15 protein-coding genes are annotated in these 18,638 nt (G+C 74.3%); 10 read left to right on the top strand and 5 right to left on the bottom strand.

Translation table 11 applies throughout. The features are described 5' to 3' along the window. Positions 1 to 25 precede the first annotated feature (25 nt). Entirely contained in the window at positions 26 to 886 is an 861-nt protein-coding gene (locus tag ACFYW3_RS31560; protein ID WP_389388031.1) for a DUF4184 family protein, read from the bottom strand. 219 nt (positions 887 to 1,105) lie between these two features. Here ACFYW3_RS31560 and ACFYW3_RS31555 point away from each other — a divergent pair, with 219 nt between their 5' ends. The 3 genes from ACFYW3_RS31555 (at position 1,106) to ACFYW3_RS31545 (ending at position 3,652) form a co-directional block, all read left to right on the top strand. Further along, a complete protein-coding gene (locus ACFYW3_RS31555; RefSeq protein WP_389388030.1) occupies positions 1,106 to 2,449 on the top strand; it encodes a lytic murein transglycosylase in 1,344 nt (447 codons plus the stop codon). 78 nt (positions 2,450 to 2,527) lie between these two features. After that, the gene (locus ACFYW3_RS31550) at positions 2,528 to 2,668 is read left to right on the top strand and encodes an SPW_0924 family protein (protein ID WP_107089279.1); all 141 of its coding nucleotides are present in this window, start codon (positions 2,528 to 2,530) and stop codon (positions 2,666 to 2,668) included. 12 nt (positions 2,669 to 2,680) lie between these two features. Next, the gene (locus tag ACFYW3_RS31545; RefSeq protein ID WP_389388029.1) at positions 2,681 to 3,652 is read left to right on the top strand and encodes a DUF3068 domain-containing protein; all 972 of its coding nucleotides are present in this window, start codon (positions 2,681 to 2,683) and stop codon (positions 3,650 to 3,652) included. Positions 3,653 to 3,683: 31 nt separating this feature from the next. Here the strand turns inward: ACFYW3_RS31545 and hrpB are convergent, their stop codons facing one another. Together hrpB and ACFYW3_RS31535 are read right to left on the bottom strand one after the other, a co-directional pair. After that, a complete protein-coding gene (gene hrpB / locus ACFYW3_RS31540; protein WP_389388028.1) occupies positions 3,684 to 6,281 on the bottom strand; it encodes an ATP-dependent helicase HrpB in 2,598 nt (865 codons plus the stop codon). 4 nt (positions 6,282 to 6,285) lie between these two features. Further along, positions 6,286 to 7,134, bottom strand: coding sequence for a class I SAM-dependent methyltransferase (locus tag ACFYW3_RS31535; RefSeq protein WP_351376497.1), 849 nt, complete (start codon positions 7,132 to 7,134; stop codon positions 6,286 to 6,288). Positions 7,135 to 7,544: 410 nt separating this feature from the next. Between ACFYW3_RS31535 and rpsA the strand changes: the two genes are divergently transcribed. The 4 genes from rpsA (at position 7,545) to ACFYW3_RS31515 (ending at position 11,494) form a co-directional block, all read left to right on the top strand. Then, on the top strand, positions 7,545 to 9,065 hold the full coding sequence (gene rpsA, locus ACFYW3_RS31530; protein ID WP_053681532.1) for a 30S ribosomal protein S1: 1,521 nt from the start codon (positions 7,545 to 7,547) through the stop codon (positions 9,063 to 9,065). A 282-nt stretch (positions 9,066 to 9,347) separates the two neighbouring features. After that, positions 9,348 to 10,286, top strand: a complete 939-nt coding sequence (locus ACFYW3_RS31525; protein WP_351757261.1) for a PAC2 family protein — start codon at positions 9,348 to 9,350, stop codon at positions 10,284 to 10,286. An 80-nt stretch (positions 10,287 to 10,366) separates the two neighbouring features. Beyond that, positions 10,367 to 10,972, top strand: a complete 606-nt coding sequence (coaE, locus tag ACFYW3_RS31520; RefSeq protein WP_351757264.1) for a dephospho-CoA kinase — start codon at positions 10,367 to 10,369, stop codon at positions 10,970 to 10,972. 189 nt (positions 10,973 to 11,161) lie between these two features. Next, on the top strand, positions 11,162 to 11,494 hold the full coding sequence (locus tag ACFYW3_RS31515; RefSeq protein ID WP_329448128.1) for a tetratricopeptide repeat protein: 333 nt from the start codon (positions 11,162 to 11,164) through the stop codon (positions 11,492 to 11,494). Between the two features lie 62 nt (positions 11,495 to 11,556). Here the strand turns inward: ACFYW3_RS31515 and ACFYW3_RS31510 are convergent, their stop codons facing one another. Further along, the gene (locus ACFYW3_RS31510; protein WP_351757267.1) at positions 11,557 to 11,820 is read right to left on the bottom strand and encodes a DUF6343 family protein; all 264 of its coding nucleotides are present in this window, start codon (positions 11,818 to 11,820) and stop codon (positions 11,557 to 11,559) included. 55 nt (positions 11,821 to 11,875) lie between these two features. After that, entirely contained in the window at positions 11,876 to 12,490 is a 615-nt protein-coding gene (locus ACFYW3_RS31505; RefSeq protein WP_351757269.1) for a hypothetical protein, read from the bottom strand. A gap of 141 nt (positions 12,491 to 12,631) precedes the next feature. Between ACFYW3_RS31505 and ACFYW3_RS31500 the strand changes: the two genes are divergently transcribed. The 3 genes from ACFYW3_RS31500 to ACFYW3_RS31490 all read left to right on the top strand — a co-directional run bounded on the left by ACFYW3_RS31500 (position 12,632) and on the right by ACFYW3_RS31490 (position 18,214). Next, a complete protein-coding gene (locus ACFYW3_RS31500) occupies positions 12,632 to 14,011 on the top strand; it encodes a helix-turn-helix domain-containing protein (RefSeq protein ID WP_389388027.1) in 1,380 nt (459 codons plus the stop codon). A 154-nt stretch (positions 14,012 to 14,165) separates the two neighbouring features. Next, the gene (locus tag ACFYW3_RS31495; RefSeq protein ID WP_389388026.1) at positions 14,166 to 17,012 is read left to right on the top strand and encodes an SNF2-related protein; all 2,847 of its coding nucleotides are present in this window, start codon (positions 14,166 to 14,168) and stop codon (positions 17,010 to 17,012) included. Continuing rightward, entirely contained in the window at positions 17,009 to 18,214 is a 1,206-nt protein-coding gene (locus ACFYW3_RS31490; RefSeq protein ID WP_389388025.1) for an SWIM zinc finger family protein, read from the top strand. Before ACFYW3_RS31495 ends, ACFYW3_RS31490 begins: the two co-directional genes overlap by 4 nt. The last annotated feature ends 424 nt before the right edge of the window (positions 18,215 to 18,638 follow it).

Raw genomic sequence — 18,638 nt, 5'->3', positions numbered from 1 at the left:
ACGACCACCGCGACGCCCGCCCCCGTCACGCCACGGGGGCGGGCGTCCGCGCGTCCTCGTCCTCGTCGGCGGGACGCCGGTCACCCCGCCGGCGCAGCCGCACCAGGGCCCCGTACAGCAGCAGCGCCACGATCAGACCGCCGCCCGCGCCGAAGCAGACGGTCGGGATGATGTCGAGCGGCGTACGGATCCGGTCGAAGAACGTGAAATAGCGGATCACCCGCATCGTCACCCCGACGGCCACGCACCCCACGACGAGGGCGAGCGCACCCCAGACCTCCCCCCGGCCGAGCACCGGCACCGACGGCGGCACGGGGGAGAGCGGCAACCGGCGCAGCGCCGTCACCGTGAACCACAGCAGCGCGCACGCGGCGAACGCCGAAGTGCCGTACTGGAGGTACGAGTAAAGAGGCAGCCCGAACGCGAGGGGCTCGCCGAGCGACGGCAGCGCGTTCGTGCCCCACCGGTCCAGGTGCGTGAAGCTGTCCCACACCACGTGGGTCAGGGACCCGAGGACCGCCGACAGGTAGAACCACAGCGCGAGCGGGGGCAGCCGACGACCCCGCCGCCAGTGCTCGCCCCGCACGAAGGTGTACACGCGCCCCCGCCAGGCCCGAGGCAGCAGCGCGACCAGCGGTTCGCGCAGCAACAGCCAACACCCCACCAGGGCGGCGGTCAGCAGGGCGTCGGCGGTCAACACCCCCGGGATCGAGTGCGTGAAGGCCCCGTACCGCATCACGCCGCCGACGATCGCGTCCAGGAAGTAGAAGGTGTCGGGCGCGAACGAGCCGAGCACCAGGGCGCAGGCGACGAGCGGCCCGCGCGCCCGGCCGGTCCGGCGGACGGCCGGAAGGACGGCGGCCGCATGGCTGAGGGTGAACGGCATGGCGCCTCTCGTGGTCTTCGATGACCTCCCGGACCTCCTGCCCGGGAGGCGTCCCGGCTTCGGTTCCTTACTTCGGTCAATGCGCGCGGAACGGTCCGCACAGTATGCGTGACCTGCGCAGGGTCGTGGGGAAGTGGTGAATTCGGCGCACTGGTGGGTGTCTTGTGCAGCCGGTTGACGTAGGGTCACGCGCACGTCGAGGGGGAGGGGGGTCGGCTCATGCCGTCTCGAATATCGGCCCGGTTCGGACGCGGACCGCGCAGGGGCGCGGTCGCCGCCGTGATCTCCGCGCTGGTGATCGCCGCCGTGAGCGCCTCGCAGGGCCCGGCCGTCGGCAGCGAGGACCGGGTGAGCGCGGCCGACGCGACCACCACGCGCCCCGGGGGCACCGCCACACCGAACGACGCCGGCGGCGACTCCAGCTATTACACCGAACTGCCGCCCCTGATCAGCCCGGAGCCGCCCGCGCTCCTCCTGCCGGCGCAGGACGCCCCGACCGCGTCCCCACAGCCGGCGCCCACGACCGAGGTGCCGCGCACCGAACCCGTCGCCCTCGGCGACGCCGAGGGCGTGCGGGGGATCCCGGCGAGCGTGCTCGCCGCGTACCGGCGGGCCGAGGCCGAGGTGGCGCGGACCGACCCCGGATGCGGGCTCCGCTGGCAACTCCTCGCGGCGATCGGGAAGGTCGAGTCGGGGCAGGCCCGAGGCGGCCGGGTGGACGCCGCCGGCACCACGCTGCGGCCGATCCTGGGACCCGTGCTCGACGGGAACGGCTTCGCGAACATCTCCGACACCGACGGCGGTGCCTACGACGGCGACGCACGGTACGACCGGGCGGTGGGGCCCATGCAGTTCATCCCGTCGACGTGGGCGGCATGGGGCCAGGACGCCGACGGCGACGGCCGGCGCAACCCGAACAACGTCCACGACGCGGCGCTCGCCGCCGGCCGCTACCTCTGCGCGGGCAACCGTGACCTGCGGGTGGGCGCGGACCTGGACCGGGCGGTGCTCTCGTACAACCGGTCCGGGGAGTACCTGCGCACGGTGCGGTCCTGGTTCACGTACTACCTGAAGGGAACGCACGAGGTCCCGGACGACTCGGGCTCCGGCGCCGGCGCGACCGAACCGGCGGTGACGAACCCCCGCCCGGCCCCGGCCACGACCCCCACCCCGAAGCCGACCCCCACGCCCTCGCCGACATCGACGCCGAAGCCCTCGCCGACCCCGAAGCCGACGCCAACCCCGACCCCGACCCCGAAGCCGACGCCGGACCCGACGCCGACGCCGACCCCCACTCCCAAGCCGACGCCCACCCCGACCCCGACCCCGACCCCGACCCCCACCCCGTCCCCCACGCCCAAGCCGACCCCTACGCCCACGCCCACTCCCACTCCCACGCCGAAGCCGAGCCCGAAGCCGACCTCGAAGCCCAGTCCGACGCCCAGTCCGACAGCGAGCGCCGGCCCCACCGCGTCGCCGAGCGCCGCCCAGCCCACCGCGTCCCCGAAAGCCACGGTGAAGCCGCGCCCGACCACCACCCCGCCGGCCACGGAAACCCCGTAGCCGAACGGTTCTCATCTCGCCCCCGCGTTGCTACGGTGCCCCCTCCCTGACGCCCCATCAGATTCCGGAGGCCCCGGCATGCGCGCTCTCGTCGCCGCCGCCATCGGGCTGGTCGCCGCGCTGGCCCTCGTCCTCGCCATCACGGCGTTCGGGGTGCCGGACGGCACGACCTCGCCCAAGCCCCTGCTCACCACCGCGCCCACCGCGCCCGGAAAGTAGAGGAGGCCCGCCATGCGACGCAGAGCGAGCCTCGTCCTGCTTGCCGTCGCCGTGTTCTGCGCGGCCCTCGCACCGCTGATGCGCTGGTACGCGTACCCCCGCCTCGCCAAGATCCCGCCCGGGCAGTACCAGGAGATGGTCCTGGAGGCCAAGGGCGCGACCCTCCTCGACTACACCGCCGGCATGACGCCCAAGAAGGTCGACAAGGTCACCATCGTCCAGACCCTCAAGGGCAACGTCGAGGCGTCGAAGGAGATCGAGGCGAGCGCCGGCAAGGACGTGGTCGTCTGGGACACCCTGACCCACATCATGGGACCGGACGGGAAGATGGTCTCCCAGATCCCCGAGCGCTACGTCTTCGACGCCCACACCCAGGACCCGGTGCACGCCACCGGCGAGATGGTCGACGGAGACCCGGTCAAGCGCGAGGGCATCGAGTTCAAGTGGCCGTTCTTCACCGAGCCCCGTGACTACCTGTACTTCGACGCGCAGACCCGCAGTTCCTCGCCGATCCACTACGTCGGCCCGCGCACCTACAAGGGAATGGACGTCCACTACTTCGAGCAGACCATCCCCTGGACCAAGGTGGCGCTGCCGAAGAAGATGCCGATCGAGGGCATCGACCCGAAGACGTTCGAGCAGAACACCGGCACCAGCCTCTGGTACACCGCCAAGGCGATGTTCTGGGTCGACCCGGTGACCGGGGCACCCGTCAACGCCGAACAGGACATCCGGCAGGAGATGCGCGGCGGCATCGCGGCCGGCGCCCAGGACGGCAAGCTCACCGTCTTCGCCGGACACGTGACGATGCGCGAGGACTACGCCGAGTACACCCGCGAACTGGTCGCCGCGAACCGCGTCAAGATCCTCGCCCTGCACACGTACGCCCCCCTCGGCCTCGCGGCCGGCGGGCTCGCCCTGTTCGGCCTGGCCCTGTGGCTGGAGGCGCGCGCCCGCCGCCCCGGGGAACCGGTCGGCGCCTGACCCGACCGGTCGGCGCCCGACCCGAGACCGGTCAGCGCCTGAGCCGGGCGTTGGTGTGTCGGGTGGGCTCGGCCGTCGCCGGGTCCAGCGGCCACGGATGCTTGGGGTAGCGGCCGCGCAGCTCGGCGCGAACGGCCTGGTAGCCACCGGCCCAGAAGGACGCCAGATCGGCGGTGACCGCCGCCGGGCGGCCGGCGGGCGACAGCAGATGGACCAGTACGGGCACCCCCGCCACCCGGGGCGTCTCGGCCCACCCGAACAACTCCTGGAGCTTGACCGCCAGCACCGGCTGCTCGCCCGAGTAGTCGACGCGGACGCGTGAGCCGCTGGGCACCTCGATGCGTTCCGGGGCCAGCTCGTCGAGCCGGCCGGCCTCCCCGCCGGCCCAGGGCAACAACCGGTTCAGCGCCTGCCCGGCATCGATCCGGGCCAGGTCGGAGCGGCGTCGGGCCCGGGACAGCTCGGGCTCCAGCCACTCGTCGGCCCGCTCCACCAACGCCGAGTCCTCGGCCACGTCGGGCCACGCGCCACCGAGCGCACGGTGCAGGAACCCCAGCCGGGCCCGCAACACCCGCGCGTCCTGCGACCAGCGCAGCAGACCCAGCCCCTCCGCCCGGAGCCCGTCGAGCAGGGCGCCCCGCACGAGCACCGGGTCCGGGTTCTTCAGCGGGCGCGCCGCGAGTTCGATCGCCCCGAGCCGGGTGACGCTCCGGGCCACGAGGTCACCGTCCTCCCAGCGGACCTCCTCGCCCGACCGGAAGAGGTGCCCCGCCGCCGCGCGGGCGGTCTCCTCGTCCAGCGGCGCCGCGAGCCCGACCCGCGCCGACGCCGCGTGCGGCGGCCGGTCCGCCACGGCCACCGCCAGCCAGGGCGCGCTGCGCAGACCGGAGCCGTCGCCGAGCGCGGCGGCCGTCCCCGACGCCATCAGGAAAGCCCCCTCGCCCCTGGCCCGCGCCACCCGCTCCGGGAACGCCAGCGCGGCCACCAACCCGGCGGCGGCGTCATCGGAGAGCGGACCCCGCCCCACCGGACCCCGCCCCACCGGACCCCGCTCCCCAGAACCCCGCCCGACCGCATCGCCCACCGGTACGGCGGCCTCCCGCGACGTCGAGGAGCCGGGCTCCTGCGCGGCCCGCTCCAGCCGACGGACCTCCGTACGCCACCGGTGGCCGTAGGCGTCCCCGCCCTGCCGGGCCCGGCGCCAGGCACCGGCCAGATCGTCCCCGTACTCCCGCGGCGGTTCCTCGCTCAGCAGGGCCACCAGCTCCGCCGCCCGCCGGGCCCCGAGCGCGGCCGTGCCGTCCAGCAGCGCACGCGCCAGCCGCGGGTGCAGTCCGAGCCGGGCCATCCGCAGCCCCCGCGCGGTCGGCCGCCCGGCGGAGTCCACCGCGCCCACCGCGCGCAACACCTCCCGCGCCGCGCCCATCGCCCCGGCCGGCGGCGGATCCGGCAACGCCAGGCCGGCGGCGTCCGGGTCTCCCCAGCAGGCCGCCTGCAGCGCGAACTGCGCCAGGTCAGCGATCCGGATCTCCGGCGCGGGAAACGCGGTCAGCCGCGCGTCCTCGGCCTGCGACCAGCAGCGGTACACCGCCCCCGGCGCCTCGCGGCCGGCCCGACCCGCCCGCTGACGACCCGCCGCACGCGAAGCACGTACCGTCGCCAGCGCGCCCAGCCCCCGGGCGTGGTCCACCCGGGGCTCGCGGGCCAGCCCCGAGTCCACGACCACCCTCACACCCGGCACGGTCAGGCTCGACTCCGCGACCGCCGTCGCCAGGATCACCCGGCGGTGCTCCGCCGGCCGCAGCGCCGCGTCCTGGACCGCCGCCGGGGCACGACCGTGGATCTGCACCACCTCCGCGTCGACCCCGCCCAGTTGCCCGGCCACCCGGCCCAGCTCACCGACGCCCGGCAGGAAGCACAGGACATCGCCGGAACGTTCCGCCAGCGCCCGCCGCACCACCGACGCCACGTGCGCCAGTTGCGCCGGATCCACCCGCAACCCGTGCGGCGGCCGCACGGCACGCGCCGGCGGCGCCCACACGACCTCCACCGGGTACGAGACGCCGGCCGTCTCCACCACCGGCGCGCCGCCCAGCACCCGCGACCACCCGGCCGCGTCGGTCGTCGCCGAGGCCGCCACCAGCCGCAGCTCCGGGCGCAGGGTCTCGCGTACGTCCACCAGGAAGGCGGCCACCGTGTCGGCGTCCAGATGGCGCTCGTGGCACTCGTCCAGGATCACCACGTCCACCCCCGCCAGCTCCTGATCCCGCTGGAGCCGCTGGAGCAGGACACCCGTGGTCACCACCTCCACCACCGTGTCGGGACCCACCTCCCGCTCCCCGCGCACCGTGAAGCCCACCGAACCGCCGACCGCCTCGCCCAGCAGCCAGGCCATCCGCCGCGCCGCCGCCCGCGCCGCGATCCGACGCGGCTCGGCCACCACGACCCGGCGGAGCGGCCCGCCCCCGGCCCCGGCCGTCAGACCCGCCAGGACCAGCGGCACCAGCGTGGTCTTGCCGGTGCCCGGCGGCGCGCACAACACGGCCGCGCCGTGCCCGTCCAGGGCGGCCACGAGCGCGGGCACGGCGCCCCGCACGGGGAGGGAGTCGAGTTCGGCGCGGCGGATCAAGGGATCAGTCCCTTTCGCAGACGAAGATCGCGGTGCCGGGGATCAGGTTGCCGCGCAGCGGGGACCAGCCGCCCCACTCCTGGCTGTTCCACTCGGGCCACTGCGGCTCCACCAGGTCCACCAGCCGGAACCCGCCCGCGACCACGTCCCGGACCCGGTCGCCGATCGTGCGGTGGTGCTCCACGTACAGCGCCTCGCCCCGCTCGTCCTGCTCGACGTACGGGGTCCGGTCGAAGTAGGAGGCGGACACCGACAGCCCCTCCGGCCCGGGCTCGTCGGGGAACGCCCACCGGACGGGGTGGGTGACGGAGAAGACCCACCGGCCGCCGGGGCGCAGCACGCGGTGCACCTCCCGCATCACGTTCACCGGGTCCGCGACGAAGGGGACCGCCCCGTAGGAGGAGCAGGCCAGGTCGAAGGAGCCGTCGCGGAAGGGCAGCCGCCCGGCGTCGGCCTCGACGAGGGGGATGTCGTCCCCGATCCGCAGGGCGTGCTGGAGCTGGCGGTGCGAGAGGTCCAGGGCGACCGGGCGGGCCCCCTGGGCGGCCAGCCAGCGCGAGCACTGGGCGGCGCCGGCGCCGATCTCCAGGACGTCCCGACCCGCGAGGGAGGCGGCGGGCCCCAGGAGCCCGGCGTCGGCCTCGTCGAGCCCCTCCGGGCCCCAGACGAACCGGTCGTCGCCCAGGAACGCGCCGTGATCGCTCTGGTACTCGTCGGCGTTGCGGTCCCACCAGCTCCGGCTGGCGCGACTGCTCTCCGCCTCCGACGCGTCACGGCGCGTGGCCTCGGCGTCGTCCCCGGCGTCGCCGTCGGCTCCGAGCACTTCTTCGTGGGCGTAGTCCTCTTGGTTCATGGGGCCCGTCGTCGTAGTCTGCGAATGTCTGGGTGGCTGCCGTGGTGGCCGCGGGCGTCAGCCGACGCGCGCGCACCTCCGCGGACGTCTCGGAATTCGTTCGGGAAGCCCCATCGGGGCCTGCCCGCACACGAATTGTGCCGGTTATGCGGCGATCCGCCCGGGGTGTGCGCCTTCGCGCATTGACCCTGCTGGGCTGCCCCCGTATGCTACAAGTTGCGCTGCGAGCCTGTGCTCCTCAGACCTAGCAGGCTGCGCTTGCATCTGTTGATGTCCCCTCGGTTTTCGAGGCCCTGCCGCCACGGCGGAAGAGGGGCCTCCTTGGCTGTCCGGCTTAGGCAGATGCCGATAAGGGCTCCCGGCGTAGCAGTACCTACGACTTTCTGTCCGTAACCGGAGCCCTTTCCCACATGACGAGCAGCACCGAGACCACCGCCACCACCCCTCCGCAGGTAGCGGTCAACGACATCGGCGACGCGGACGCGTTCCTCGCGGCGATCGACGAGACGATCAAGTACTTCAACGACGGCGACATCGTCGACGGCGTCATCGTCAAGGTGGACCGGGACGAGGTTCTCCTCGACATCGGCTACAAGACCGAAGGCGTGATCCCGAGCCGCGAGCTCTCGATCAAGCACGACGTCGACCCGAACGAGGTCGTCAAGGTCGGCGACGAGATCGAGGCCCTGGTTCTCCAGAAGGAGGACAAGGAAGGCCGTCTCATCCTGTCCAAGAAGCGTGCTCAGTACGAGCGCGCCTGGGGCACGATCGAGAAGATCAAGGAAGAAGACGGCATCGTCACCGGTACCGTCATCGAGGTCGTCAAGGGTGGTCTCATCCTCGACATCGGCCTCCGCGGCTTCCTGCCGGCCTCTCTCGTCGAGATGCGTCGCGTCCGCGACCTCCAGCCCTACGTGGGCAAGGAGCTCGAGGCGAAGATCATCGAGCTGGACAAGAACCGCAACAACGTGGTCCTGTCCCGCCGCGCCTGGCTCGAGCAGACCCAGTCCGAGGTTCGCCAGACGTTCCTCACCACCCTGCAGAAGGGTCAGGTCCGCTCCGGCGTCGTCTCCTCGATCGTCAACTTCGGTGCCTTCGTGGACCTGGGCGGCGTCGACGGTCTCGTGCACGTCTCCGAGCTGTCCTGGAAGCACATCGACCACCCGTCCGAGGTCGTCGAGGTCGGTCAGGAAGTCACCGTCGAGGTCCTCGACGTCGACATGGACCGCGAGCGTGTCTCCCTGTCGCTGAAGGCGACGCAGGAGGACCCGTGGCAGCAGTTCGCCCGGACCCACCAGATCGGCCAGGTCGTCCCGGGTAAGGTCACCAAGCTGGTTCCGTTCGGTGCGTTCGTCCGCGTGGACGAGGGCATCGAGGGTCTGGTCCACATCTCCGAGCTGGCCGAGCGCCACGTGGAGATCCCGGAGCAGGTCGTCCAGGTCAACGACGAGATCTTCGTCAAGGTCATCGACATCGACCTCGAGCGTCGCCGGATCTCGCTGTCGCTGAAGCAGGCCAACGAGTCCTTCGGTGCCGACCCGGCGTCGGTCGAGTTCGACCCGACCCTGTACGGCATGGCCGCGTCCTACGACGACCAGGGCAACTACATCTACCCCGAGGGCTTCGACCCCGAGACCAACGACTGGCTCGAGGGCTTCGACACCCAGCGCGAGACGTGGGAGCGCCAGTACGCCGAGGCGCAGGTCCGCTTCGAGCAGCACCAGGCCCAGGTCATCAAGAGCCGCGAGGCCGACGAGGCCGCCGCTGCCGAGGGTGCTGCCGCCCCCGCCGCCGGTGGCAACGCCGGTGCCGGTGCCGGTGTCTCCGGTGGTTCGTACTCCTCCGAGGGTGCGGACGAGACCTCCGGCGCCCTGGCGTCGGACGAGGCCCTGGCCGCCCTGCGCGAGAAGCTGGCCGGCGGCCAGAGCTGATCGCAGCAGCGCGTCACGCCCTCGCGCCTCGGCGCGAGAGCGGGCTGAGCTGAGTTGAACGACAAGGCCCGTCCCCTTTCGAGGGGGCGGGCCTTGTCGCGTTTCGCCGTCGGCACGGCTTTCGCCGTCGGCGCGGCGCTTCACCGGGCCCGCATCCGGGCATCCAACCCGCGCGGTGCGGGAGTTCGCGGCATTGCGTTCTCGTGAAGGCGGCCAACTGGGGAATGACGGCGCCTCCTTGGACGTTCTTGGCAGAGAACACGGCGAGGAGGAGTGGTGGCGGTGCTTGATCCACAGGGTTTGTACGAATGGGACGCCAAGGGCCTGGCGGTGGCCGACATGGCGTTGGCCCAGGACTCGGCCGGGCTGGTCATGCTCTACCACTTCGAGGGGTACATCGACGCGGGTGAGGCCGGAGAGCAGATCGTCGAGCGACTCCTCGACACCCTGCCCCACCAGGTCGTGGCCCGCTTCGACGCGGACCGACTGGTGGACTACCGGGCCCGGCGCCCGCTCCTGACCTTCCAGCGCGACCACTGGACGGAGTTCGAGGAACCCAAGCTGGAGGTGCGCCTGGTCCAGGACGCCACCGGCGCGCCGTTCCTGCTGCTCTCCGGGCCCGAGCCCGACGTCGAGTGGGAGCGCTTCGCGCTCGCCGTCCGGCAGATCGTCGAACGCCTCGGCGTCCGGCTCTCCGTCAACTTCCACGGCATCCCGATGGGCGTTCCGCACACCCGGCCCGTCGGCATCACCCCGCACGGCAACCGGACCGACCTGATGCCCGGACACCGCAGCCCGTTCGACGAGGCCCAGGTGCCCGGCAGCGCCGAGTCCCTGGTCGAGTTCCGACTCGGCCAGTCCGGACACGACGTGCTCGGGGTCGCCGCCCACGTCCCGCACTACGTGGCCCGCTCCCCGTACCCGGACGCGGCGCTGACGGTGCTTGAGGCGATCACGGCGGCGACCGGACTGGTCCTTCCCGCCGTGGCGCACGCCCTGCGGACCGAGGCCCACCGCACGCAGACCGAGATCGACCGGCAGATCCGCGAAGGCGACGAGGAACTGGTCGCTTTGGTCCAGGGCCTGGAGCACCAGTACGACGCGGCGGCCGGCGCCGAGACCCGGGGCAACATGATCGCCGAACCGGCCGAGATCCCCTCCGCGGACGAGATCGGGCGCGAGTTCGAGCGATTCCTGGCGGAGCGTGAGGGCGAGGGCTGACCCCGGCGCGCCCAGGCCCTGGGCCGTCTCTTTCGGCCCTGACCGACACGATCCGCCAGAGACGGCCTAGGCTGCCGAGCATGCTGAAAGTAGGACTGACAGGCGGAATCGGCGCCGGCAAGAGCGAGGTCTCGCGACTGCTGGCGGGGTACGGGGCGGTCGTCGTCGACGCGGACCGCATCGCCCGCGAGGTCGTCGAGCCCGGGACGCCCGGGCTCGCGGCCGTCGTGGCGGCGTTCGGGGAATCCGTACTGACCCCCGAGGGGACGCTGGACCGGCCGCGACTGGGGTCGCTCGTCTTCAGCGACGCGGAGAAGCTGCGGACGCTGAACGCGATCGTGCACCCGCTCGTCGGGGCACGGTCCGCCGAACTGGAGGGGGCCGCGGGCGCCGACGCGATCGTCGTGCACGACGTACCGCTGCTCACGGAGAACGGCCTGGCTTCCCTCTACGACCTGGTCGTCGTGGTGGACGCGTCGCCCGACACTCAACTGGCCCGGCTCACCGCACGGCGCGGCATGACCGAGGACGAGGCCCGGTCGCGGATGGCGGCGCAGGCCACCCGCGAACAGCGGCTGGCGATCGCCACGCTCGTCATCGACAACGACGGGCCGCTGGAGGCGTTGGAACCGCAGGTGCGCAAGGTGTGGGAAGAACTCACCGCACGGGCCGCCGCCGGGGAGTGAGTGGCGGGCGGTGCGGGAAGGACCCTCCGGCGCGTGTCGGGCGCCCGGGAACAGCGGGCGCGGGCAAGGGCGTTGAACGTGTCCGCAGAGGGAAGGAAAGACATCGTGTCCGACACCACGCCGCCACAGCCGCCGTCCGCCTCGTCCCCCTCGGGCCCTCCCGGCTCGGCGAGCCCGGAGACGCACGTCATCGACTACCGGGCCGCCGAGCAACTGTTGGCCGCCCGCGACCCGCGCGGAGCAGTCCGGCTCCTCGACTCGGTCATAGCCGCCCACCCGGAGAACACGGGCGCCCGGCTGCTGCGGGCGCGGGCCTTCTTCGCGGCGGCGCAATTGCGCGCGGCCACACTCGAATTCGAACTGGTGCTGGAGCGCGAGCCGGACAACGCGTACGCCCACTTCGCGCTCGCCCGGACCCACGAGCGGTCCGGGCGGCGCGAGCAGGCGCGCAAGCACTTCCGGCTGGCCGCGGCCCTCGATCCCCAACCCGAGTACCTGGCCGCGGCCCGCTTCGAGGAGTGAGCGACCCCCGCCGGGGCCGACTCCCACCTGAGCCGACCCCCGCCGGGGCCGACTCTTTCGACCTAGTGCTGTGACCGGGGAGGCTCGTACGGAGGGACGCCCGGGCCCGGCTGGTAGTGGGGGCCCTGGTGGATGTGGTGTACCACCACCGCCAGGTCCACCGCCGCCAGCAGGGCGATCACCCCGCAGGCCGCCGCCCACCCGGGACGACCGACCAGCGAGAACGCGGCCGTCCCGGCGGCGGCCCAGATCAGCCCCCACAGGCTCAGCCAGAACCGCAGCCGCAGCGGGCTGCGGGCGGTCACCGGCTCGTTACCGGAACGCATGGCCATCGCCTCGAATCGTCGCAGGCCTCGCCTCCATGGTCCCACCACCGGCCGGTCAGGGGTTGAGCTTGTTCACCGCCGTGGTGGTCGTCTTCTTGAACGCGGGCACGGGCGCGTCGCCGAGGTCGCCCATCCGGCCCCACTTCACGACGGTCACGGTCACGCCGTCACGGCCGATCCCGTACAGGTGCACGCCGGGCTCGGAGTCCGGGACGGAGGTGTGCACCCCGTAGACGTGCGCGCCCTCCTCGACGGGCAGCTTCCCGTAGTCCTGCCAGGAGGCCGTCCCGCCCGGAGTCGTCCGCAGCCAGTCGGCGGCGCAGGCCGCGACCTTGCGTTCCAGGGCGGTCGCGAGCTTGGTGGCCGCCGCGTTCGAGGCGGTCCGCACGGAGATCTGCGTCGCGCCGGTGTCGTAGTCGGTGCCGAAGTCGCGGTGCCAACTCCCGGCCGCGGGCAGGACCCCCTCCAGGCAGAACGGGGCGAACTCGGGCAGGCCCTTGGTGACCTTGCCGGCGTACCAGGGGGACGAGGGGTGCGGCGGCAGGTCGGCGCCGCCCAGGAAGCCGGGCGTCGTCGCGGCGGCCGCGGTGGCGGTGGCCGAGGTGGCGAGGAGCAGCGCGGCGGCCGCGGTGGCGGTGGTCGCGAAGGCGGTGCTGAAGCGTCGGAGCATGGTGGTCGGATCCCCGTTTCCGGTCGGTGTGGCTGTGTGGTGAAGAGCCTCTACCCGGGGCGGGACGGCACGCGACGGATTGGGGCGGTTTCGGGACGCTGGAACGCCCTTACGGCCTTCCACCTGGGGGAACATGCCAGGGTGGAACGGATTCACGGGACGGGGGGCGTCGTGGGCGAGGCGGAACGGTCGGCGGAGGCGGAGCACTTCGCACGGCTCATGCGGGAACTGAAGGAGCGGGGCGGGCTCAGCTACGGCGTCCTGGCACGCCGGCTGCACACCAGTACCTCGACCCTGCACCGGTACTGCAAGGGGGAGGCCCTCCCCGCCGAGTTCGCGGTGGTGGACCGGTTCGCCCGCGCCTGCCGGGCCGGGCAGGCGGAGGCGCTCGAACTGCACCGGGCGTGGCTGCTGGCCGACGCGCGTCGCCGGGCCCCGGCGCAGGCGGTCACGGTGTCCTCGTCGACGTCGACGCCGACGCCACTGCCCGTGGCCGTCCCCGTGCCGGTGCCTGCGGCGGTCGACGAACGGGAGCCGGAGCCGGTGGGCGGGGCTACGAAGGCGGGGTCGCCCTGGTATCGGAGGCGTGCGGTGGCGGTCGCCGGCGCCGGATTCGCGGTGGGCGCGGTGGCGGTGGCGGTCCTCGCGGCGGCCGGGCCCGAACGGGGCACGGGCACGGCAGGGGCGACGGGGACGGGCGCACCGGCCGCGACCCTGCCGTCGACCCGGCCCTTGTCGTCCTCCTCCTCGAACGCCTCGGGCGGGCCGACCCCGTCGGCGTCCCCCTCCGCCTCGCCCTCGGACCCCGCCGCGGGGTCGCTCCCGTCCTCGGACCCGACCGGCGGCCCGGTCCCGCGGGCCCCCTCCGCGCAGGTACCCCCGGCGGGCGGCAGGGCGCCGGCCGATCCGGCGGCGCCGCTGCGGGCGGCGGTACGGTCCCACGTGTGGGCCGCCGGCTGCGATCACGCCTACCTCTCCCCCCGGGAACCGGCGGCCGTGCCCCCGCCCCCCGTGGAGGCGGACGCCCCCCCCTGGGCCCGGTCCCAGGGGGCGGTGCACGCGGGTGGCCAGATCGTGGAGATCACCCTGCACGGCACGGGGGAGGGGGCCGTGGTCCTCCAGGGCATGGAGGTCCGGGTGGCCGCCCGCCGCACCCCGCCCGCCTGGAACGTCTACCAGATGTCCCAGGGCTGCGGCGGGGGGCTGACCCCGGCCACGTTCGCGGTCAACCTGGACGCCCCGAGGCCGCTGGCCCGGCCCGTCGCCGGCAACGACGCCGGGGAGGCGATCCCCGCGCCGGCGTTCCCCCTGCGGGTCTCGGCCGCGGAACCGGTCGTCCTGCGGGTGGAGACGGCCACCACCGGCTGCGACTGCGACTGGTACCTCGACCTGCGCTGGACCGGACCCTCGGGCTCGGGCACCCTGCGCCTGGACGACGCCGGAAGTCCCTGGCGCACGAGCGCCCACCCGAACCGCCCGGTGTACGGATTCGCCACGGAGCGGTCCCGCTGGTCCCGCTGAGACGGGCACCCGTGCCGGGCCCGCCCCGGCCCGGCCGCCGGCGCCCCGCGCGGGCCGCCGGCCACCGCCCGGCCGGGACCCCGGCGCTGTCAGTGGCCCCACCTAGACTCGACGGCAGACGCGACCGCCGACCAACGGGAAGGGAGGACCCACCGTGACGCCGCCACCGCCGCCATCGGCGGACCCCCTCGTCCCGCTGTTGCGGCACGCCTGCGTGTTCCTCCCCGACGCCGTCCCCCGCCGGGGCCGGCTCGTCTTCTGGGCACCCGACGGCGCGCCCCTCCCCGAGGTCGGGACCCCGCATCAGCTGAGCGTCGTCCGCCCGCACGGCAGCGGGGCGCGCGCCCGGACCGTCCCGGCCGTCGCCCTGCCCGTGATCGACGCGCTGCCCCTGCTGGTCCGGGCGTCCCGCGACCTCGGCGTGGTCTGTACCCCCGCCCCGCGGGCCTGGGCCACCGCCGCCACCCAGGCACTCAGCCTGGTCGCGCGCGGCCGGCTGCTGCCCGGGGTGACCGCCGAAGGCGTCGACGCCTGGCGGGCCGGTCCGCTCGACGCCGAGGACATCGCGTACGTGCGCGCCGTCGCGGCCGCCCTGCCCCACGAGGCGTACGCCGCCCCGCTCGCCGGCCGCCGCCCGGTGACGCTCCCCGAACCGGAGGCCCTGGTCCGGGCGTTCCTGGACGCCGTGGCCGACGGCCTGCCCCGTACCCCGGCCGCCCCGGTGGCCGCCGGGCGGCCGTTCGCCGCGTCGGAGCCCCAGCGGGTCCCCGGGATACGGGAGTGGGCCACCCAGGTCGCGGCCGGCGCCGACACCGGGGTGGGGATCTCGCTGCGGCTCGACCTGTCCTCCTTCCGCCTGTTCGACGAGGCCGAGCCCGAAGACGTGCGTCGCGCCGGGGCCGCCGTGGTCCAGGTCCACAGTCTCGCGGACCCGACGCTCGTCGCCGACGCGGACGCGCTCTGGGCCGGCACGGCCGCCGCCGGGTTCGGTCCGCGGGCGCGGATCGACGCCGTGCTCGCCCTGCGCCGGGCCGCCCGGGTGTGGCCGCCGCTGCTGCGCCTGCTGGACCAGCCGGTGCCCGACGCCCTGGCCCTGTCGGATCCGGATCTGGAGGACCTGCTGGGCGCCGCCGCGACCCGGTTGGCGAGCGCCGGGGTCCTGGTCCACTGGCCGCGCGAGTTGGCCCGTACGTTGTCCGCGTCCGCCGTCGTGCGGTCCACCGCGCCCGGCTCCGCCACCGACGGCACGGCCTTCTTCGACGCGGGGCAGCTCTTCGCCTTCTCGTGGGAACTCGCCCTCGGCGGTGACCGGCTCACCCCCGGGGAGATGGACGCGCTCGCGCAGGCGCACCGGCCCGTGGTGCGGCTGCGCGACCAGTGGGTGCGGGTGGATCCCGAGCTGGTGCGCAAGGCCCGCAAGCGGGAGCTGGGCCTGTTGGACCCGGTGGACGCGCTGGCCGCCGTGCTGACGGGGACGACCGAGGTCGAGGGCGAGTCGGTGGAGGCGGTCCCGGTGGGGGCGCTGGCCGCGCTGCGGGAGCGACTCACGGGCGAGCTCGCTCCGTTGCCGCAGCCCGCCGCGTTGAAGGCCACCCTGCGCGACTACCAGGCGCGCGGTCTGGCCTGGCTGGACCTGATGACCTCGCTCGGACTCGGCGGTTGCCTGGCCGACGACATGGGCCTCGGCAAGACGGTGACGCTGATCGCGCTGCACCTGCACCGGGACCGGGCCGAGCCGACCCTGGTCGTCTGCCCGGCCTCGCTGCTGGGCAACTGGCAGCGCGAGATCGAGCGGTTCGCGCCCGGCACCCCGGTCCGCCGGTTCCACGGCGCCGGCCGCAGCCTCGAAGGGCTGGACGAGACGGGCGGGTTCGTGCTCACCACGTACGGGACGATGCGCGCCGGCGCCGCCCGCCTGGCCGAGCAGCGCTGGGGCATGGTCGTCGCCGACGAGGCCCAGCACGTGAAGAACCCGCATTCGGCCACGGCGAAGGCCCTGCGCACCATCCCCGCGCCGGCCCGGGTGGCGTTGACGGGCACCCCGGTGGAGAACAACCTCTCCGAGTTGTGGGCGCTCCTCGACTGGACCACGCCCGGGCTGCTGGGCCCGCTCACCACCTTCCGGGCCCGCCACGCCCGTCCGGTGGAGCACCAGCAGGAGGAGGACGGCGGCAACGACGAGGCGGTCGCCCGACTCGCCGCGCTGGTACGGCCGTTCCTGCTGCGGCGCAAGAAGTCCGACCCCGGCATCGCCCCCGAACTCCCGCCGAAGACGGAGACCGACCACCCGGTGTCGCTCACCCGGGAACAGGCCTCGCTGTACCAGGCGGCGGTGGACGAGGCGATGGCCGTGATCGAGGCGAGCGAGGGCATCGAACGACGCGGGATGATCATGAAGTTGCTGGCCTCGCTCAAGCAGATCTGCAACCACCCCGCGCAGTACCTCAAGGAGGAACGGCCCCGGATCCCGCACCGCTCGGGCAAGCTCGCGCTGCTGGACGAGCTGCTGGACACGATCCTGGCCGAGGGCGGCTCGGTGCTGATCTTCACGCAGTACGTGACGATGGCCCGCATCATCGAGCGACACCTGGCGAACCGCGGCATCGCGCACCAACTGCTCCACGGAGGCACGCCGGTGGCGCGCCGCGAGGAGCTCGTGGACCGGTTCCAGGCGGGCGAGGTGCCGGTGTTCCTGCTGTCGCTGAAGGCGGCGGGCACCGGCCTGAACCTCACGCGCGCCGGTCACGTCATCCACTTCGACCGCTGGTGGAACCCCGCCGTGGAGGAGCAGGCCACCGACCGCGCGTACCGCATCGGCCAGACCCAGCCCGTGCAGGTGCACCGGATCATCGCGGAGGGCACCGTCGAGGACCGGATCGCCGAGATGCTGGAGGCGAAGCGGGCCCTGGCCGATGCCGTGCTGGGCTCCGGCGAGTCGGCGCTGACCGAGCTGTCCGACCGTGAACTGGCCGACCTGGTGTCCCTGCGGAGGCCCGAATGATCACCGCGCGGGACGATCGCCGGCGCACCTTCGAGACCGTGCCCGCCGGACTGGAGGCGACGACCTGGTGGGGTCGGGCCTGGGTGGTCGCGCTGGAGGAGCGCGCCCCCGACACGGCCCGCCTCGTACGGGGGCGCGCCTATGCCTCCGAGGGCCACGTCGACGCGGTGACGATCACCCCGGGTCGGATCGTGGCGTACGTCCGGGGGAGCAGGCCCCGCCCGTACCGCACCGAACTGACCCTGCCGGCCTTCGCGGACGCCGAGTGGGGCGAGGTCCTGGAGACGGTGGCCGCCGACCCCGCGGCGCTCGCGGCCCTGCTGGAACGAGAGGTCCCGGAATCCCTCGCGGAGACGATCCTGCCGGGACCGGGCGAACTGCTCGCGCGGTGCTCCTGCCCCGACGTGGGGCGTCCGCCGTGCAAGCACGCTGCGGCCCTCTGCTACCGGGCGGCCCGACTGCTGGACGAGGACCCGTTCGTGCTGCTGCTCCTGCGCGGACGCGGGGAGCGGGAACTACTGGAGGAGCTGACCCGGCGCAACGCCGCCCACGCCGCCCGCGAACAGCCCGACACCACACCCGACTTCCCCGGGGTCCCCGCCCACGCGGCGGTGGCCCGCACCACACTGCCCCCGCTGCCGGCGCCGATGCGCGCCCCGGCCACCCCCGGGCTGCCGCCCGCCTACCCGGCCGACCCCGCCGCGCCCGACCCGCTCGCCCTGGACCAGCTCGCGACGGACGCGGGCGCCCGGGCCCTCGCACTGCTCGCGACCGGCGAGGACCCGATCGCCGGCCTCACCCTGTGGCAGGACGCCGTCCGGCTGGCCTCCGCGCACCCGACGGCCGGCCTGACCGGAGTCGCCCGCACCCTCTACCGGGACCTGGCCCGCGCCACCGGCCGGACCACCACCGACCTCGCCCGGGGCGCGGCCGCCTGGCGGCAGGGGGGCCTGCCGGGCCTGTCCGTGCTCGACGAGCCCTGGGACCCGCCGGCCGGCCCCTTCGACCGGGCCCGCCCGGCCCTGCTCGCCGCGGGCCGGGGCCTGTACCGCCCCGACCGCAACCGCCTCACCGCCGGGACCCGTCAGCTCCGGCTCGGCCGTGAGGGCCTCTGGTACCCCTACGAGTCCCGCCTGGACGACGCCGACTGGTGGCCCTCCGGCCGCCCGTCCACGGACCCGGTGACGGCGCTGCAACGCTGAGGGCCCGGAGGCACCGGTGCCGACGGACGGAGCAGGCGCCCTCGGGGGTGGAACCGGTGCCGCCGGGCCCTCGGGCGGAGCAGGCGGCTTCGGGCGCCGTCCGGGGGTGGCCGGCCGACACGGTCCGGCCGCCGCCGTCCGAGCCCGCCGGTGTGGCTCGACGACGTCTTGCCGCGGCGCCGGGGCGTCGGTCCGGGACATCGATCCGAGACGGCGACGGCACATCACGCCATCGGATCGCGAGACGGAGCCGTCCGGCCGGGACGTCGTGTCGCGCGGCGAGGCCGTCAGACCGGGCCGGTCGCGCGGGGTCAGGCCGGGCCCGGTCCGCGCGGCGAGTCAGGCCGGGGCGTCGGTCCGTGGCATCCGGTCGCGGCGCGGCTCGTCCGGGTGGGGCGTCGTGTCGCGCCGCGGTGCCGTCGAC

Source organism: Streptomyces sp. NPDC002602 (assembly GCF_042889445.1).
Lineage (GTDB): Bacteria > Actinomycetota > Actinomycetes > Streptomycetales > Streptomycetaceae > Streptomyces.
Note: the sequence above shows the minus strand (reverse complement) of the source record. Positions and strands in the feature narration are given on the sequence as shown.

Excerpts from the sequence above, each read along its gene's own strand:
- ACFYW3_RS31560 (WP_389388031.1), bottom strand. The coding sequence starts at position 886 with ATGCCGTTCACCCTCAGCCATGCGGCCGCCGTCCTTCCGGCCGTCCGC.
- ACFYW3_RS31555 (WP_389388030.1), top strand. The coding sequence starts at position 1,106 with ATGCCGTCTCGAATATCGGCCCGGTTCGGACGCGGACCGCGCAGGGGC.
- ACFYW3_RS31550 (WP_107089279.1), top strand. The coding sequence starts at position 2,528 with ATGCGCGCTCTCGTCGCCGCCGCCATCGGGCTGGTCGCCGCGCTGGCC.
- ACFYW3_RS31545 (WP_389388029.1), top strand. The coding sequence starts at position 2,681 with ATGCGACGCAGAGCGAGCCTCGTCCTGCTTGCCGTCGCCGTGTTCTGC.
- ACFYW3_RS31535 (WP_351376497.1), bottom strand. The coding sequence starts at position 7,134 with ATGAACCAAGAGGACTACGCCCACGAAGAAGTGCTCGGAGCCGACGGC.
- rpsA (WP_053681532.1), top strand. The coding sequence starts at position 7,545 with ATGACGAGCAGCACCGAGACCACCGCCACCACCCCTCCGCAGGTAGCG.
- coaE (WP_351757264.1), top strand. The coding sequence starts at position 10,367 with ATGCTGAAAGTAGGACTGACAGGCGGAATCGGCGCCGGCAAGAGCGAG.
- ACFYW3_RS31510 (WP_351757267.1), bottom strand. The coding sequence starts at position 11,820 with ATGCGTTCCGGTAACGAGCCGGTGACCGCCCGCAGCCCGCTGCGGCTG.
- ACFYW3_RS31505 (WP_351757269.1), bottom strand. The coding sequence starts at position 12,490 with ATGCTCCGACGCTTCAGCACCGCCTTCGCGACCACCGCCACCGCGGCC.
- ACFYW3_RS31490 (WP_389388025.1), top strand. The coding sequence starts at position 17,009 with ATGATCACCGCGCGGGACGATCGCCGGCGCACCTTCGAGACCGTGCCC.